The sequence below is a fragment of the Rhizobium sp. BK212 genome (assembly GCF_014197475.1).
GTDB lineage: Bacteria > Pseudomonadota > Alphaproteobacteria > Rhizobiales > Rhizobiaceae > Rhizobium > Rhizobium anhuiense.
In genome coordinates this window covers 106,699-123,020 of sequence record NZ_JACIFS010000003.1, presented here as the reverse complement: position 1 = coordinate 123,020, position 16,322 = coordinate 106,699, and the positions used below count along the sequence as shown (strand labels likewise).

The window sequence follows — 16,322 nt, the reverse complement described above, 5'->3', positions numbered from 1 at the left end:
CGATGGCATTCCCCATCGACGCCTTGATTGCGGCATCGGAAATATCGGAATTCACGTTATAAAACGGGGATTTGCCAGGACTTCCGTCCACACGCTTGCATTGACGTCAGCGCCATTGTGCACCGCATCATCGATTTATGCCTGGTGTGACATTCATCCGATTCCCTTGATGCATCTTCGCGACTAAAAGGGGCGCACAGGTAACGGGAATCTCTTCATGCCGCGGTCACGCAATACTGAGGGCGCCATCTATATGACCATGGCGATGGCCGGCTTTTCTGCAAGCGACGCTCTGTCCAAATCGGTGATCGCCTATATGAACGCCGGCGAGATCATGTTTCTGCGCGGCCTCTTCACCAGCCTGCTCGTCTATCTGATTGCCTGGAAAATGGGCGCGCTGCGCTCCTGGCGCATCATGCTGCAGCCGATGATCATCTTCAGGATCATCTGCGAGACGCTCTCCGCCGTGACCTATATCACCGCGCTCGGCATGATGCCGATCGCCAATGCCTCGGCGATCCTGCAGTCGCTGCCTTTGGTCGTCACCTTCGGTGCGGCGCTCTTCTTCGGCGAGCCGGTCGGCTGGCGGCGCTGGTCGGCGATCCTCGTCGGCCTCATTGGCGTGATGATCATCATCCGTCCCGGCCCCGATGGATTCACCCCCGCCGCCGTCCTCTGCGTCGCTGCGGTGCTGACGACGGCCGGCCGCGATCTCGCCACCCGGAGCATCAGCCCGGAAATTCCCTCGCTGATGATAACCGTCATCACCGCCATGTCTGCCTCCTTCTTCGGCGCGCTGCTGATCCCGGTGCTCGGCGGCTGGCAACCGGTCAGCGCCACCGCGCTCGGGCATCTGGCGCTCGCCTCGGTGCTGGTGCTCGTCGGCTACCAGTCGGTCATCCTTGCCATGCGCACCGGCGAAATCTCCTTCGTGGCGCCGTTCCGCTATACCAGCCTGATCTTCTCCTCCCTGCTCGGCATCTTCTTCTTCGCCGAAGTGCCTGATAGCTGGACGCTTATCGGCGCTGCGATCGTCATCGCCTCCGGCCTCTATACGTTCTATCGTGAGGCCAAGCGCCGCGTATCGCCGATCGCGCAGGAATCCGCCCCGCGCGCGCCAGTCTGAGACAAATGATGGCTGAGACAAATGATGGCTGAGGAAGGATGATGGCTGAATTCTCGCTGGACAGATCCGACATAGCGGGCGTCGTGCTGGCCGGCGGCCGCTCGCAGCGCATGGGCCGCGACAAGGCGGGCGTGATGCTCGGGACCGAGAGCCTGCTCCGCCATGCGCTGACCCGCCTCTCGCAACAGACCTTGCTCGTTGCCGTCAACGCCGATGCCGCCGCCGAGGATGTGCCTGTCGTTTCCGACCGTTTTCCCGGCAAGGCCGGGCCGATGGCCGGCATCCATGCGGCCATGGTCTATGCCGCCGGCCTTCCCTCGATCAGCCATGTCGTCACCGTCTCGGTAGATTGCCCGTTCTTCCCGGCCGATCTCGTCGCCCGGCTGGCCGCAGCGATCGAACGCCCGTCGCAGATCGCCATTGCCGCCTCCGAGGGCCGCAGCCATCCCGTCTTCGGCCTCTGGCCGGTGACGCTGGCCGCTGATCTCGAAGCCTGGATCGCCACCTACGAGAAGCGCCGCGTGCGCGACTTCCTGTTGCGGCATGACGTTACGGAAGTGGCGTTCCCGCTGCATCCGACCCGCGCCAGCCTGCTCGATCCCTTCTTCAACATCAATACGCCTGACGATCTCGTCGAGGCGGAACGCTGGCTGGAGGCCCTTCACGCATGACCGCACCGAAAATCTTCGGCATCGCCGGCTGGAAGAATTCAGGCAAGACGGGGCTCGCGGTCCGGCTGGTGACGGAGTTCACCCGCCGCGGCTACAGGATCTCGACGATCAAGCACGCCCATCACGATTTCGACATCGACAAGGTCGGAGCCGACAGTTATCGCCATCGCCAGGCCGGCGCCCATGAAGTCACCATCGTCTCCGGCACCCGCTACGCAATCATGCACGAACTGCGCGGCGCCCCCGAACCCGAGTTCGAGGAAATCCTCGCCCGCCTCGCACCCTGCGATCTCGTGCTGATCGAAGGCTACAAGCGCGAGCCGATCCCGAAGATCGAGGCCCGCCGCCTGGAGGCCGCCAATCGTGAACCGCTGGCGCCGAGCGATCCCCATATCTGCGCCATCGCCGCCGATCACGCCGTCACGGATGCGACCCTGCCGGTCTTCGATCTAGACGACACAGGCGCCATCGCCGATTTCATCGCTGACATCGTCGGCCTTGGACAGGCGAGGCTCTAAGCCAGCTGCGTCACTGCCGGATCTGAGCGTCGCAGCCGTTTCGCCTGCCATCGCCTTGGCGATTTCCTTGGCAAGTTGAGCCTGATTGTAGGGCTTTCCCAATCTCGGAAGATCGATATCGGTGCCGGCGGGAAGATCGGCGTAACCTGTCGCCAGGACGATCGGCACCGCCGGATGAATGTCCCGCGCGGCCTGAGCGAGCTGTGCGCCGGTCATACCAGGCATCGAATAGTCGGTGATGATCAAGTCGAAATGCTGACCGCTCCTGATCAACTCCAGCGCCTGCAAGCCTGAATTTGCTTCGATGACCTCATGGCCGAGATCTTCAAGCATGTCGACCGAACTCATCGCAATCAAGGCATCGTCATCGACCAGAAGGATCTTCAGTCTGGATGCGGCTTGCGCGACGGGCAGCTCCGCCTCGGCCGGCCGCTCTGGGCGTCGTTCGGTGGCCGGGAGCCACAATTCGGCTGTTGTCCCCACCCCAAGCTCGCTTGTCAGAAGAAGTGCGCCGTTGAGTTGGACCGCAAGCCCGTGGATCATCGACAAGCCGAGACCCGTGCCCTTTCCGATCTCCTTGGTCGAGAAAAACGGATCGACCGCCTTCTTCAGCGTCTCCGCGTCCATGCCGGTGCCGCTGTCGGCCACCGCCAACACCAGATAGGTCCCCTCGCCGAGATCGCCGTTATTGCCGCCAACCTGTTCCTGGCGCAGCGAAATAGACAGCGTCCCCCCATCCGGCATCGCATCACGGGCGTTGACCGCAAGGTTGAGCAGCGCCAATTCGAGCTGGTTCGCATCGACCAGCGCCGGCGGCAGGGTCGTCGGCAGCATGGTTTCGATGCTGATCGAGGATCCGACCGAGCGCCGCAACAGGTCGTTCATGCCGGAGACCAGCTCGGTCAGATCGACGGGCTTGACCTGCAGATCCTGCTGCCTGGCAAAAGCCAGCAGCCGCTGCGTCAGCGCCGCCCCGCGCCGCGCACCCTGAAGCGCCCCGTCGATCAGACGCGTCGCTTTGGCATCTCCGGCCGCGTGCTTGCCGAGCAGCTCCAGATTTCCGAGAACGACCATCAGCAGGTTGTTGAAGTCGTGGGCGACGCCGCCGGTCAGCTGACCGATCGCTTCCATCTTCTGCGATTGGCGAAGCTGCTCCTCGGCTCTTTCACGCTGGGCGACTTCCTCGAGCAGGGTCTGGTGGGCGGCGTTAACCTCCCTGGTCCGTTCCCTCACGCGCTCCTCGAGGTTTTCATTGAGCCGTCGCAGATTTTCCTCGATGGTCTTGCGGGCGGTGGTATCGGAGCAGACCCCGACGAGCTTTCTGGCGGAACCATATCTGTCGGTGTAGAGCTGCGCATGGACCTCGGTCCAATGCAGTGATCCATCCGGCCAGATCGTTCTGTGCTCGATCGAATAGTCGAGTCCCGTATCGATCGTCCGGCGCAGGCGTGCCAGCACAATGTCCCGGTCGTCGGGGTGGATGCTCGCAATCAGATCGTCACGCGTAACCTCATCATCCGGCGCTCGACCGAAGACCGCTTTGCAGGTCGCCGAGGCGAACAAGGCCATCGAGGACAGCTCCAGCTCCCAGGCCCCGAGACGACCGGCGGCGAGCGCCGTCTGCAACCGTCGTTCTCCTTCGCTGAGAGCCTCGAGCCGGGCGCGCGCTTCATATTGGCGCAGGCGCCCCTTCAAAGCGGTCCGGGCAACGCTGATGAAGGAGGTCGCATGGAACGGCCTTTCCAGGAAGGTGACATTGCCCAGAACCTCGGAAAGCCTGGCAGCGGCCGGATTTCGTTCAGGCCCGCCGCCACGTATGGTGAGCACGATGAACGGCAGGTCTGACCAGCTCGGCTGGGCCGAGACCCAGGCGGCGATCGGCTTGAGATCGCTCGAGCGAACCGCCTCTTCCGTCAGCACACCAAGCGCGATGTCATCGCTGAGCGATGACGCGAACATAGACAGGTCGGCGGCGGCAATCGATGTCAATCCGGCCTCATCGACCAGCGATCTCGCCACCCAGGCATCGCGACCGGCGGGGGCGTAGATCAATGCTTTCGGTTTGTTGGAATTAGGAATTGCCGCTATCCCCGCCATTGGTCGACAGGAGCGGCGCCAAGGGCGCGATAAATTCGGGAACGCCGCGAAGCACGCCCTGGAACCCGATGAGAGGATCGCCGAATCTCAAGCCGGAAGCGTCGATGCGGTACTCGCGGATGGTATCCTCGTGAAAGCCGGTCCTCTTCTTGATCACGGAGACTGCCCGACGCACCTTACCCGCAGCCTCGAAATAGCGCAGCAGAATGACGGTATCGGCGAGATAGGTGACGTCGACGGGAGCCTTCATGTCGCCAACCAGCCCGTGCTGCGCAACGGTCAGGAAGGTATTGGCGCCTTGCCTGTTCAGATACTGCAGCAGCTCATGCATATGAAGGATCAGCGAATTCTCATCCGGCATCGAAGCCTGATAACCGTTGATACTGTCGATGATGACAGTTTTCGCATCCGACTTGTCGACGCACTTGCGCACGCGATCAGCAAATTCGCCCGGCGACAGCTCGGCGGCATCGAGCTGTTCGATGTGGATAAGACCCGCATCCCTCATGGCTTCGAGATCCATTCCGAGCGCTTTCAGCCGCGTGAAGAGCAGGCCTAGCTCTTCGTCGAAAATGAAGGCCGCCACTTTCTCGCCGCGCGCCACCGCCGCCATCAGGAATTGAAACGAGAAGGTGCTCTTGCCTGTGCCGGCAGGACCGAGGATCAGGGTACTGGAACCCCGCTCGAGGCCGCCGCCGAGAAGAAGATCCAGCTCCGCAATATCACAGGAAATCTGATCGCGGACATAGCTCGACCTGTGTTCGGCAGCGACGAGACGCGGGAACACGATCACGCCACCGGTCTGGATGATGAAATCATGATAGCCGCCGCGGAAGGCCTGCCCGCGGTATTTCATGACCCTCAGACGTCGGCGTTCGGAGCCGTAGTTCGGCGCCAGTTCCTCAAGATGGATGACACCGTGCACGACGCTGTGCACCGTCTTGTCGAGCACGTCGGACGTCAGATCGTCGAGCAGAAGGACTGTCGCCCCCTGTCGGGCAAAATAGTGTTTGAGCGCGAGGATCTGCCGGCGGTAGCGCAGCGAGCTTTGCGCGAGCAGCCTTATCTCCGACAGGCTGTCGAGAACCACGCGACGTGGCTTGATCCTCTCGAAAGCGGCAAAGATTTCCTTTGTCGTCTCTCCAAGTTCTAGGTCCGATGAATAAAGCAGGCTCTGCTGCTGGTCAGCATCCAACAGGCTTTCCGGAGGAACGACCTCGAAGACCTCGATATTGCCGTCGATCACCATGCCATGCGATGCGGCGCCGGCCCGGAGTTCGCTCTCGGTTTCTGAAAGGGTGATGTAGAGCCCCTGCTCGCCGAGCCGCGCACCTTCGATCAGAAACTGCAGCGCGATGGTCGTTTTGCCCGCTCCTGGATTTCCCTCCAGGAGAAACACGTGGCCCGTGGAAAGGCCTCCCGCCAGAACTGTGTCCAAACCGGACACACCGGTCCGGGCTTTCGTGGCAGGTGCCGCAGTATTCATTCACTGTTTCCTTCAATATCAAGTGTGAATTAGTGGCGAGTGATGGAATGTCAAATCGCTGCAGGCATGACTTCGCTTCCGGCAAGAGCCGATCGATTGAACGTCTCCATGGCTCGGATATCTGCCGGTTCGCGCAGCTCGAATGATGGGCCTCTATCCTCGATAGCGAAGCGCATCGACGACGAGGGCGAATGCCGGTGACGTGTGCCGACGGCTTGGGTAGTAGAGATGGTAGCCGGAAAACGGCAGGCACCAGTCCTCGAGGACCCGCACCAGCCGTCCATCGGCAAGATGCCCCTCGACCAGGTTCTCCGGCATGTAGGCCAGCCCGAGACCGGCCAGCACGGCGCTCAGCCGCAGGGCTATATTGTTGAAAACCAACTGGCCCTCGACGCGAACCCTGAGCTCGCGCCCGTCCTTCTCGAACTCCCATGCATAGACGCCGCCATAGGTCGGCAAACGCAGATTGATGCAATTGTGATCCGTAAGATCCTGCGGCGTCAGCGGCTTCGGCCTGGTGGTGAAATAGGCGGGAGTGCCGACCACGGCCATGCGCATGTCGGGGCCGATGCGCACCGCGATCATGTCCTTCGCCACCTGCTCTCCGAGCCGCACCCCGGCATCGTAACGCTCCGCGACGATGTCGGTGAGGCCGTAGTCGACGATGATCTCCACATTGATATCGGGATAATCGGGCAGCAGCTTTTCCAGGGCGGGCCAAAGGACGGCATCGGCCGCGTGCTCTCCGGCATTGATGCGGATGGTGCCCGCAGGCTTCTCCCGGAACGCGCTCAAGGCAGCCAGTTCGCTCTCGATCTCATCGAGCCGTGGTCCGATGGAGACGAGCAGCCGTTCACCCGCCTCCGTCGGCGAGACGCTGCGTGTCGTGCGTGTCAGCAATCGCAATCCAAGCCGCTCCTCGAGCCCGCGGATGGTGTGGCTGAGCGCCGACTGCGACACACCCAGCTTGCCCGCCGCCTTAGTGAAGCTCTGTGCACGCGCAACGGCGAGGAAAGCGATGAGATCGTTGACGGCAGGGCGTGACATTTATGAAAAATCCTCATGGGTTCTTGCCGTTTATACCATCTAATCGCAACCAGGCGCACGCCCTAAATACCTTGTTAAGCGAGTGGACATGTCCACCCGACATCGAAAGCCCGACATCGAAAGGAAGACAAGGATGGATATAAAGCGAAGCGGTTCGCAGCCTTCGGCCAAGGGACCGGCCGACTGGTTCACCGGCAATGTGCGTGTCGACCCGCTGTTTGCCGTGACCAGCCCCGCACGCGCGGCTGGCGCCAGCGTCACCTTCGAGCCCGGCGCCCGCACCGCTTGGCACACCCATCCGCTCGGCCAGACGCTGATCGTCACATCGGGCTGCGGTCGTGTGCAGCGCGAAGGTGGCCCCATCGAGGAGATCCGCGCCGGCGACGTCGTCAGCTTCGCCCCGGGTGAACGTCATTGGCACGGCGCATCGCCGACCACGGCGATGACCCATATCGCCATCCAGGAACAGCTCGACGGCAAGGTCGTCGACTGGATGGAGCATGTCACCGACACGCAGTACCAGGGTTAGAAAAGGAAACGGCAATGCAGAAACGTGAACTCGGAAAGAGCGGGCTTCAAGTCTCGGCCATCGGTCTCGGCTGCATGGGGCTGAGTTATGGTTATGGCCCGGCGACAGCAATTCCGGAGGCGATCGCGCTGATCCGCCGCGCGTTCGAACGCGGCGTGACCTTCTTCGACACGGCCGAGGCCTATGGCCCCTATAAGAACGAAGAGCTTCTGGGAGAGGCCCTGGCGCCTTTCCGCAGCGAGGTGGTGATCGCCACGAAATTCGGTTTCAACTTCGATGCCAATGGCGGCCAGAGCGGCATGAACAGCCGGCCGGAACAGATCCGCGCGGTTGCTGACCAGGCGCTGAAGCGTTTGAAGACCGATGTCATCGACCTCTTCTATCAGCATCGTGTCGACCCCGATGTCCCGATCGAAGATGTGGCCGGCACGGTCAAGGCGCTGATCGCCGAGGGCAAGGTCAGGCATTTCGGCCTCTCGGAAGCAGGCGCCCAGACGATCCGTCGCGCCCATGCGATCCAGCCGGTGGCGGCACTGCAGAGTGAATATTCGCTGTGGTGGCGCGAACCCGAGCAGGAAATCCTGCCGGTGCTTGAAGAGCTCGGCATCGGTTTCGTGCCCTTCAGCCCGCTCGGCAAGGGCTTCCTCACCGGCGCGATCAGCGAAACGACGACCTTCGACAGCAAGGACTTCCGCAACATCGTGCCGCGCTTTTCCCAGGAAGCGCGCAAGGCCAACCAGGCACTCGTCGATCTGCTCGCGGACATCGCCGCCCACAAGAAGGCAACCGCCGCCCAGGTCGCCCTGGCATGGTTGCTGGCACAAAAACCCTGGATCGTGCCGATCCCCGGCACCACCAAGCTGCATCGTCTCGAGGAGAACATTCAGGCCGCCGAGGTCGAACTGACGGCCGAGGATCTTGGCAGCATCGAAAGCGCGCTCGCCACCATCAAGGTGGAAGGCGATCGTTATCCCGCGCATCTGCAGGCAAGGGTCAATCGCTGAGGGCCGCCAACAATGGAAAATTAGCGACCGCAGTCATTTGCGGCCGCTTCTTCGTCGATCGCATTATCGTCTCGGTGCCGGCGCGTTCTCCTGGAAGGCCGGTATCGCTTCCAGCCGAGCGACAATCTCCGCGATATTTGGCCATTGGGCGAGATCGAAGCCCATACGCCGGGCGCTGATCGCCTGCGGAAAAAGGAAGATATCGGCAACACACGGCTGATCCCCAACGGCGAAAGCCCCCTGCCTGCGGCCGGCGATCATCGTCTCGATCGCGGCCATTCCCTCGCCGACCCAATGACGATTCCAGGCGGCAACGGCATCGGCTTCCGCCTGGAAGGTCTTGCCGAGATGCAGGCCGATCCGCGGCGGCAGCAGCGCATGGATCTCGGCGGCGATCGCAAGCGCGATCGACCGCGCCAGCGCCCTGTCCTCCGCCGTTCCCGGCAGCAGCGCCGGTTCGGGCTGAATCTCGTCGAGATATTCGACGATCGCCAGCGACTGGGTGATGAGGACGCCGCTATCCGTCAACAAGGCCGGGACCAGCCCTTGCGGATTGACGCTGCGATATCCGGCCTGCCGGCTCTCGGCATTTTCGCCGAGGATGGTCACCGGCAGTGTTTCCGCCGTCAATCCCTTGAGGGCGAGCGCGATACGGACTCTCGACGTCGCCGAGGAAATTTCATTCTGATAGAGCTTCACGGGTCTTCTCCCTGGTGACCTAAAAGAGGGGTTGGAACGGCCGCGGCGCCCCGGAAGACGACGCTGCGGATGCTGCCGTCACGAGGCCCGCAAGCGGCGAAGGCTCCTGCGAGCTTACGTCGTAGATGCAGGGCGCGGCGAAGACCGCCGCTCCCAGAATGCAGATGATCATCAATCTCATCAGATCCTCCAACGACGAGGCCCGGTCGGCCTCGTCCTGTTTGCTTTCGGCTGCTGTCCTTTGCCCGCCGCGGCCAATGGCCTTCGGCGGGCAATGCATTCGTCAGGCAACGCTCAATTCGACATGGATATTGCCGCGCGTGGCCTTCGAGTAAGGGCAGGTCTGGTGCGCCTCTTCAATGAGCGCTCTTGCCACATCCGCTTCGATCCCCGGCAGGCTGACCTTGAGACGGGCCTGCAGGAAATAGCCGCCATCGGCCGTTCCCAAATCGACCTCGGTGTCGACGGCGAGATCGGCGGGGAGCCTGACCTTTTGATTGGCCGCGGCAAAGCCGATCGCGCCGATGAAGCAGGCAGACCAGCCGGCGGCGAAAAGCTGTTCGGGATTGGTGCCGGCCCGGTTGCTGCCCGGAGGCGAAAGCTTGATATCCAGCTGGCCGTCGTCGCTGTGCGAAGCGCCGTCGCGCCCGCCCGTCGTATGGGTCTTGCCGGTATAGAGAACCTTGTCGATCTTTGTCATGGAACACTCCTTGTGTTGCGTCGCTTCAGGCGACTGGCCGCACTGCGCGGCCGGGTTGACGGAGTGTGTTTTGACCGACGGATATATCCGCCATGTTTCCAAAATCGCCCGAAATGTCACAAAACGTAGCATCCGATATCGAGGACATCTTTACATACAAACATCGCGAAATTTTGCGGCGGCTGCCGATGTCAATGGATGGTGACTTCCGCCGCCAGTCCGCCGTCGGCGCGATTGTAGAGCCGGAGCGACCCGCCGATCTTGGCCGTCAGCTGCTGGGCGATCGCAAGACCGAGACCGGTGCCGCCGGTCTCCCGGTTGCGGGATTGTTCCAACCGGAAGAAAGGCTGCATGGCGGCTTCCAGCATATCGTCCGGAATTCCCGGCCCGCGATCCATGACTGTGATGACGATATCGTTCTCGGCGCTGCGCTCGACGCTGATCTCGGCAGCGCCGGCGAACTTCAGCGCATTGTCGATGAAGTTCGACAGGATTCGGCGAAGCGCATGCGGCTTGGTGAAGGCGGCGCCGTGAACCAGCCCGACGACGGTGACGGCCTTTCCGGTATCCTGATAGTCATAGGCTATGCTGTCGATGAACGAGGCGAGATCGATGCGGGCGTTCTTCTCGCCGTCGCCATGCGCGCTGCGCGCATAGGCAATCCCGTCCTGGACGAGACGCTGGATCTCGCCGAGATCATGCACCAGCTTGTCTTTCTCCGGCGAGTCCTCCGCCATGTCGGCGCGCAGCCGCATGCGGGTGATCGGCGTCTGCAGGTCATGCGAGATTGCCGCCAGGATCTGGACGCGCTCTTCGAGGTAATGGGCAATCCTCTCCCGCATCGCGTTGAACGCCCTTGCCGCATGCGCGACCTCGCTCGGGCCCGCCTCGCTCAAGGCCGGACCATCCTTGTTCGGATCGAGGGCATCGGCGGCGGCGGCAAGCGCGCCGAGCGGCCGGATCGCCTGACGAACCGCAAACCAGGTGCAAAGAATGAGCAGCGCCATCTGGATGACGAAGACATAGGGCAGCCACGCGGCGATCGGCATGACCCCCTTCGGCGTGACGTCGATCGTCAACGGGCTTCCGTCGCTGAGCGTCAGATGCGCCTGCAACCGGTTCACATCGCCAGGAATCCGTTCGATACGGATCGGAAAGCGGTGCCCGATCGCCTCCTCGATCTTGCCTGATATCTCGGCGCCCTTGCTTGACGTGTCAGGCACGCCGGCAAGGCCGGGTCCGAGCACGAAGCGGTAGTTGCCGCGGCTCAGCCGGTCCAGCAGATCGCCACGTTCGCCTGGCGGAAGTCGGTCGAGAACGGCAATCGACGTTGCAACGTCGTTTTCCAGCGTGCCGAGCATCACGGCCTTGGCCGACATATAGCGCTCCATATAAAGAACGCTGAAGGACAGCCCGTAGGCCACAGCCAAGCCAATCAGCAGGATCAGAAATATCCGCGAGCGCAACGTGCTCGGCCAGGCCAAACCCGAGCGCAAAGGGACCACCGACTTCATTGGCGCAGCTCCGAGATTTCGACCGGAACTGAAAACACATAACCTTCGCTGCGCACCGTCTTGATGTAGGTCGGCTCGCGTGCGTCGTCGCCCAGCCGCTGACGCAGCCGGCTGACCAGGAGATCGATCGAGCGATCGAAGAGATCGGCGTCGCGACCCTGTGTCAGACTCAGAAGCTGGTCGCGATTGAGCACCCGCTGCGGATGGTCGATGAAGACGCGAAGCAGACGGTATTCGGCGCCGCTAAGCGCAATCGCGGTCCCCTCCTTGTCGAGAAGATGCCGGGCGACCGTATCGAGCCGCCAGTCGCCGAAGGTCAGCAACTGTCCGGCCTCGCTGATCTGCAGATTGGGCGGCAGCATGCGCGTCCGCCGCAGCACCGCCTTGATGCGGGCGAGCAGCTCGCGCGCTGCAAACGGTTTGGCAAGATAATCGTCGGCGCCCATCTCCAGGCCGAGGATCCGGTCCATCTCATCGGTGCGGGCCGTCAGCATCAGGATCGGGATCGCCTTGTGCCGACCGGCACGCAGTTCGCGGCACAGCACCAGCCCATCGTCGCCCGGCATCATAACATCGAGCACGATCAGGTCGACGGCATTGGCCTCGATAAAACTGCGCATCTGGCGCCCGTCGGCGGCAACGCTCGTCCTGAGACCGTTCTTCTGCAGATAGCCCGAGACCAGCTCGCGGATTTCGCGATCGTCATCGACAATCAGGATGTGATCGACATGATCCATATTTCCCGGTTCCTCACCCGTAAAGGCGGCCGCGCCCGCCGCCTCGATATCGAAGCGGTTGACGCGACCTACGCATATTCCGCCGGCCGGAGCAACGAGGCCCTGCGGCACGATACCGTCGGCTTAGAAGCGATCGACGTCTATGACAGCCTGCGCGAAGGCCTGCGGCGCCTCCTGAGGCAGGTTATGGCCGATGCCGCCGCCGATCGTGCGATGCTCGTATCTGCCAGAGAACTTTCCGGCATAGGCGGAGGGCTCCGGATGCGGTGCACCGTTTGCATCGCCCTCCATGGTGATCGTCGGCACCGAAATGACAGGCGCTCCCGCAAGCGTCTGTTCATAGGCATCGTACTTGGCTTCGCCTTCGACAAGCCCCAGGCGCCAGCGATAATTGTGAATGACGATGGCGACGTGGTCGGGGTTGTCGAAGGCGGCGGCCGATCTGCCGAATGTCGCATCGTCGAAGTTCCACTTCGGCGAAGCCGTCTGCCAGATAAGCTTTGCGAAATCATGGGTGTTGCTCTCGTAACCCAGACGGCCGCGTTCGGTGGCGAAATAGAACTGATACCACCAGGCAAGTTCGGCCTTCGGCGGCAGCGGCTTTTTGTTGGCCTCCTGGCTGCCGATCAGGTAGCCGCTCACCGAGACCATCGCCTTGCAACGCTCCGGCCAGAGCGCCGCCATGATGTTGGCGGTCCGCCCGCCCCAGTCATAGCCGGCAATGACCGCCTTCTCGATATCGAGCGCATCGAGCAGCGCGATCATATCGGCGGCGAGCGCTGACGGCTGGCCGTTGCGCGGCGTCTGGTCGTCCAGGAAGCGGGTCGTGCCGTAACCGCGCAGATAGGGCACGATCACCCTGTAGCCTGCCGAGGCAAGCAGCGGTGCGACATCGACGAAACTATAGATGTCATAGGGCCAGCCATGCAGCAGCAACACGACAGGACCGTCCGCCTTCCCCGCCTCGGCATAACCGATATCGAGCACGCCGGCTTTCACCTGCTTCAGCGCTTCGAAGGACGTGTGGGTTCCCACCTTGACGTCAGGCACGGATGCGGCGGACGCTGATTGAGCGGCGGCCTTGCCGGCCACGCCGAACTCGACCGCCGCAAGGGCGACGGCCGTCATGCCGAAGAAGCGGCGGCGGTGATGATTGATTTGCTCTGACATCGGTCTCTCCTGTCGAATGGATCACGGTGCTGAAATGAGGTTGCGCTTGTATCCCCCATATGTCGCAAGCCGTCGGTTTTGCATGCGGATGTAGCTTTCGGCCGCCGGGATACATTCTGATACAATCGCGCCGACCGAGCAAAGCCTCGCGCCGGCCCCGGCGCTTTCGCCACAGCCCACCGCTGGGCGGCAGTTTGTATCGCTTTGTATCGCCCGCCGCGACCGCAATAATTCGGTACATTTCCCCGCGAAACCGGACACATCGAGGATACGTCCGCCCGGCCATATCCCCGCCGTTGCTGGTTCGGGCCCCATCGCCGTCCAGAGCCCGATCAATCGGTTTCAAAGGAAACGATGATGACACTTCTGATCATTGCCTATCTCGGAGGCGTGCTGACGATCCTCAGCCCCTGCATCCTCCCCATCCTCCCCTTCGTCTTTGCCCGTGCCGGACAGCCCTTCGTCAGGAGCACGCTGCCCATGCTGGCGGGCATGGCCGCCACATTCGCGCTGGTTGCCACGCTTGCCGCAGTCGGCGGCAGCTGGGCCATTCGCGCCAATGAATATGGCCGCCTTGCCGCGATCGTCCTGCTTGGGCTCTTTGGCCTGAGCCTGCTTTCACCACGCTTCGCAAGCACGCTTGCCCGGCCGGTCGTCGACCTTGGAAACAACCTGCTAAATGCCAGCGGCGGCGGACGCGCCGCCCCGACGGCAAAGAGCGCGCTCATTCTCGGCATCGCCACCGGTCTGCTCTGGGCCCCCTGCGCCGGACCGATCCTCGGCCTCGTTCTGACGGGGGCGGCCTTGCAGGGCGCCAATCTGCAGACGACCTTCCTGCTGATCGCCTATGCCGCCGGTGCTGCGACGTCCCTTGCCGTCGCCCTGCTGGTCGGCGGCAGGATATTCACCGCCATGAAGCGCTCTCTCGGCCTCGGCGACCGGATTCGTCAAGGGCTCGGCGCTGCCGTGCTGGCGGGTGTCGCCGTCATCGCGCTCGGCCTCGATACCAGCCTGCTCGCCCGGCTCTCCTACGCCAGCACCGCATCGCTGGAACAGGCCGTGCTCAACAGGCTGCATGCAAAGCCGCTGAGTGGCGCATCCTCCGAGCTGGCGAGCAAAGACATGGTGATCGCCGCCGCCGATACGAAGAAGCCCTTCCGCAGCGATCTGCCCGTCGAAGGTGACGCGCCTTCGCTCGACGGCGCGGTCGAATGGCTGAACTCGAAGCCGCTGACATCAGAGCAGTTGCGGGGCAAAGTGGTTCTCGTCGACTTCTGGACCTATTCCTGCATCAACTGCATTCGAACCATCCCCTATGTCAGGGCCTGGGCGGACAAATATGCGGACCAGGGCCTCGTGGTGATCGGCGTCCACGCCCCGGAATTTGCCTTCGAGAAGAAGATCGACAACGTCAAAAGCGCAATCGACGATTTCAAGATCGGCTATCCCGTTGCGATCGACAATGATTACAAAATCTGGCGCGCCTTCCAGAACAGCTACTGGCCTGCCGCCTATCTGATCGATGCCAAGGGCCAGATCCGTTACCACCATTTCGGCGAAGGCAATTACGACAGGACCGAAAAGGCCATTCAGGACTTGTTGCGTGAGGCTGGCGGCCAGACGACGGCAAGCGCGCCGGTCGCGCCGGATGCCAAGGGCGTGGAAGCAAGCCCTGATCTCCGCAATATCCGCTCCGGCGAGACCTATCTCGGCTACGAACAGGCGGCGAACTTCGCCTCTGCGGAAGGGCTGCAGGCCGACGTGGCGCAAAATTATACGATCGGCGAACCGGGCCTCAACGAATGGGGCCTCTCCGGAGCCTGGATCGTCGGCCCGGATCAGGCGACCCTTGATCAGCCGGGCGGCGGCATCACTTATCGCTTCAGCGCCCGCGATCTGCATCTCGTTCTCGGGCCTGGCGCCGGTGGCAAGCCGATCCGCTTCCAGGTGAAGATCGACGGCAAGGCGCCGGGGCCTGACCACGGTGCAGACATCGATGCCGACGGCAACGGCACAGTGACCGCGACCAGGCTTTACCAGCTTGTCCGCCAGTCCGGCCCGGTCGTCGCCCGCAATTTCGAAATCAGCTTCCTCGATCCCGGGGTGCAAGCCTACGCCTTCACATTCGGCTGAACCCGGGACGCATCAATATCCCGACCCTTAACATTGACCCACAGGAGTAATCGTCATGAATAGACGTCTTATGTTCACCGCAGCGCTTGCATTTGCCACCACCGCCATCGCATTCGCGGCAGAGGCTGCCGAGGTGAAAAACATCGTGATCGTCCACGGCGCGCTGGCCGACGGCTCGGGATGGCGTAGGGCGACCGACATTCTCGAAAAACGCGGCTTCAACGTCACCATCGTCCAGCAGCCCATCACCTCGCTCGAGGACGATGTCGCGGCGACCAAGCGCGTTCTCGACTTGCAGCAAGGACCAAGCCTGCTCGTCGGCCACAGCTATGGCGGCATGGTTATCACCGAAGCGGGCAATGATCCCAATGTCGCCGGGCTCGTCTATGTCGCCGCCTTCCAGCCCGACAAGGGCGAAAGCCTGCTCAGCCTCGCCAGCTCGAAGCCCGCCGGCAGCATGGATATCAAGGAAACGAAGGACGGCAAATATCTCTATCTCGATCCCGGCGCCTTCGCTGCGGCTTTCGCAGCAGACCTTCCGCAAGCCGAAGCCGATTTCATGGCAAGGTCGCAGGTCTTCGCCTCGAAGCAGGCTTTCTCGGCCAAGATCACCCAGCCGGCATGGCGAACAAAAAAAAGCTGGTCGATCGTCGCCACCGAGGATCGCTCCATCAACCCCGATCTGGAGCGTGACATGGCAAAACGCGCCGGCAGCGAAGTGACCGAAATCAAGGCCAGCCACGCCGTCTTCGCCTCCCAGGCGGAAAAGGTCGCCGATGCGATCGAAAAGGCGGCAAGACAAGCCGGCGAGTAGCGCGCAGCCAGGAAATGTTCCTAAGCAGTCGCGAGGATGATGCCTCCGGTCGGACGTCCGCCCGACCGGAGGCGCGC

General features: G+C 62.4%; 16 protein-coding genes. 7 read left to right on the top strand and 9 right to left on the bottom strand.

What is annotated here, in order from left to right:
• Positions 1-217: 217 nt before the first annotated feature.
• Genes FHT79_RS10610 through mobB form a run of 3 tightly spaced genes read left to right on the top strand, consistent with a single transcriptional unit; the run spans position 218 to position 2,315 of the window.
• The gene (locus FHT79_RS10610; protein WP_063475016.1) at positions 218-1,126 is read left to right on the top strand and encodes a DMT family transporter; all 909 of its coding nucleotides are present in this window, start codon (positions 218-220) and stop codon (positions 1,124-1,126) included.
• A 41-nt stretch (positions 1,127-1,167) separates the two neighbouring features.
• Positions 1,168-1,797, top strand: coding sequence for a molybdenum cofactor guanylyltransferase MobA (gene mobA / locus FHT79_RS10605; RefSeq protein ID WP_183903350.1), 630 nt, complete (start codon positions 1,168-1,170; stop codon positions 1,795-1,797).
• Complete coding sequence (gene mobB, locus FHT79_RS10600) at positions 1,794-2,315, top strand: molybdopterin-guanine dinucleotide biosynthesis protein B (protein WP_097594325.1); 522 nt, start codon at positions 1,794-1,796, stop codon at positions 2,313-2,315. The genes mobA and mobB overlap by 4 nt, the downstream gene beginning before the upstream one ends.
• On the opposite strand, the gene FHT79_RS10595 is transcribed toward mobB, so the two are convergent.
• The 3 genes from FHT79_RS10595 to FHT79_RS10585 form a co-directional block, all read right to left on the bottom strand.
• Positions 2,247-4,412: a hybrid sensor histidine kinase/response regulator gene (locus FHT79_RS10595; RefSeq protein ID WP_183903349.1), complete on the bottom strand. Its 2,166-nt coding sequence runs from the start codon at positions 4,410-4,412 to the stop codon at positions 2,247-2,249. The genes mobB and FHT79_RS10595 overlap by 69 nt on opposite strands.
• Positions 4,387-5,898 carry an ATPase domain-containing protein gene (locus FHT79_RS10590; RefSeq protein WP_047610133.1) on the bottom strand — a complete coding sequence of 504 codons (1,512 nt, stop codon included), beginning with the start codon at positions 5,896-5,898 and terminating at the stop codon, positions 4,387-4,389. The genes FHT79_RS10595 and FHT79_RS10590 overlap by 26 nt, the downstream gene beginning before the upstream one ends.
• A 153-nt stretch (positions 5,899-6,051) precedes the next feature.
• Positions 6,052-6,945, bottom strand: coding sequence for a LysR family transcriptional regulator (locus tag FHT79_RS10585; RefSeq protein ID WP_028758691.1), 894 nt, complete (start codon positions 6,943-6,945; stop codon positions 6,052-6,054).
• 133 nt (positions 6,946-7,078) lie between these two features.
• Here FHT79_RS10585 and FHT79_RS10580 point away from each other — a divergent pair, with 133 nt between their 5' ends.
• The gene (locus tag FHT79_RS10580) at positions 7,079-7,474 is read left to right on the top strand and encodes a cupin domain-containing protein (RefSeq protein ID WP_028758692.1); all 396 of its coding nucleotides are present in this window, start codon (positions 7,079-7,081) and stop codon (positions 7,472-7,474) included.
• A 14-nt stretch (positions 7,475-7,488) separates the two neighbouring features.
• Entirely contained in the window at positions 7,489-8,478 is a 990-nt protein-coding gene (locus FHT79_RS10575) for an aldo/keto reductase (protein WP_028758693.1), read from the top strand.
• Positions 8,479-8,541: 63 nt separating this feature from the next.
• On the opposite strand, the gene maiA is transcribed toward FHT79_RS10575, so the two are convergent.
• The 6 genes from maiA to FHT79_RS10545 all read right to left on the bottom strand — a co-directional run bounded on the left by maiA (position 8,542) and on the right by FHT79_RS10545 (position 13,298).
• Complete coding sequence (gene maiA / locus FHT79_RS10570; RefSeq protein WP_028758694.1) at positions 8,542-9,177, bottom strand: maleylacetoacetate isomerase; 636 nt, start codon at positions 9,175-9,177, stop codon at positions 8,542-8,544.
• Between the two features lie 19 nt (positions 9,178-9,196).
• The gene (locus FHT79_RS10565; RefSeq protein WP_164735947.1) at positions 9,197-9,358 is read right to left on the bottom strand and encodes a hypothetical protein; all 162 of its coding nucleotides are present in this window, start codon (positions 9,356-9,358) and stop codon (positions 9,197-9,199) included.
• 102 nt (positions 9,359-9,460) lie between these two features.
• Positions 9,461-9,877 (bottom strand): organic hydroperoxide resistance protein, encoded by a 417-nt coding sequence (locus FHT79_RS10560; protein WP_028758695.1) that lies wholly within the window; start codon positions 9,875-9,877, stop codon positions 9,461-9,463.
• Between the two features lie 191 nt (positions 9,878-10,068).
• Positions 10,069-11,391, bottom strand: coding sequence for a HAMP domain-containing sensor histidine kinase (locus FHT79_RS10555; protein ID WP_028758696.1), 1,323 nt, complete (start codon positions 11,389-11,391; stop codon positions 10,069-10,071).
• Positions 11,388-12,128, bottom strand: coding sequence for a response regulator (locus FHT79_RS10550; protein WP_028758697.1), 741 nt, complete (start codon positions 12,126-12,128; stop codon positions 11,388-11,390). The genes FHT79_RS10555 and FHT79_RS10550 overlap by 4 nt, the downstream gene beginning before the upstream one ends.
• Before the next feature lie 123 nt (positions 12,129-12,251).
• A complete protein-coding gene (locus FHT79_RS10545) occupies positions 12,252-13,298 on the bottom strand; it encodes an alpha/beta hydrolase (protein ID WP_028758698.1) in 1,047 nt (348 codons plus the stop codon).
• 357 nt (positions 13,299-13,655) lie between these two features.
• On the opposite strand from FHT79_RS10545, the gene FHT79_RS10540 reads away from it, so the two are divergent.
• Entirely contained in the window at positions 13,656-15,431 is a 1,776-nt protein-coding gene (locus FHT79_RS10540) for a cytochrome c biogenesis protein DipZ (protein ID WP_183903348.1), read from the top strand.
• A gap of 55 nt (positions 15,432-15,486) precedes the next feature.
• A complete protein-coding gene (locus FHT79_RS10535) occupies positions 15,487-16,245 on the top strand; it encodes an alpha/beta hydrolase (protein WP_028758700.1) in 759 nt (252 codons plus the stop codon).
• Positions 16,246-16,322 lie beyond the last annotated feature (77 nt).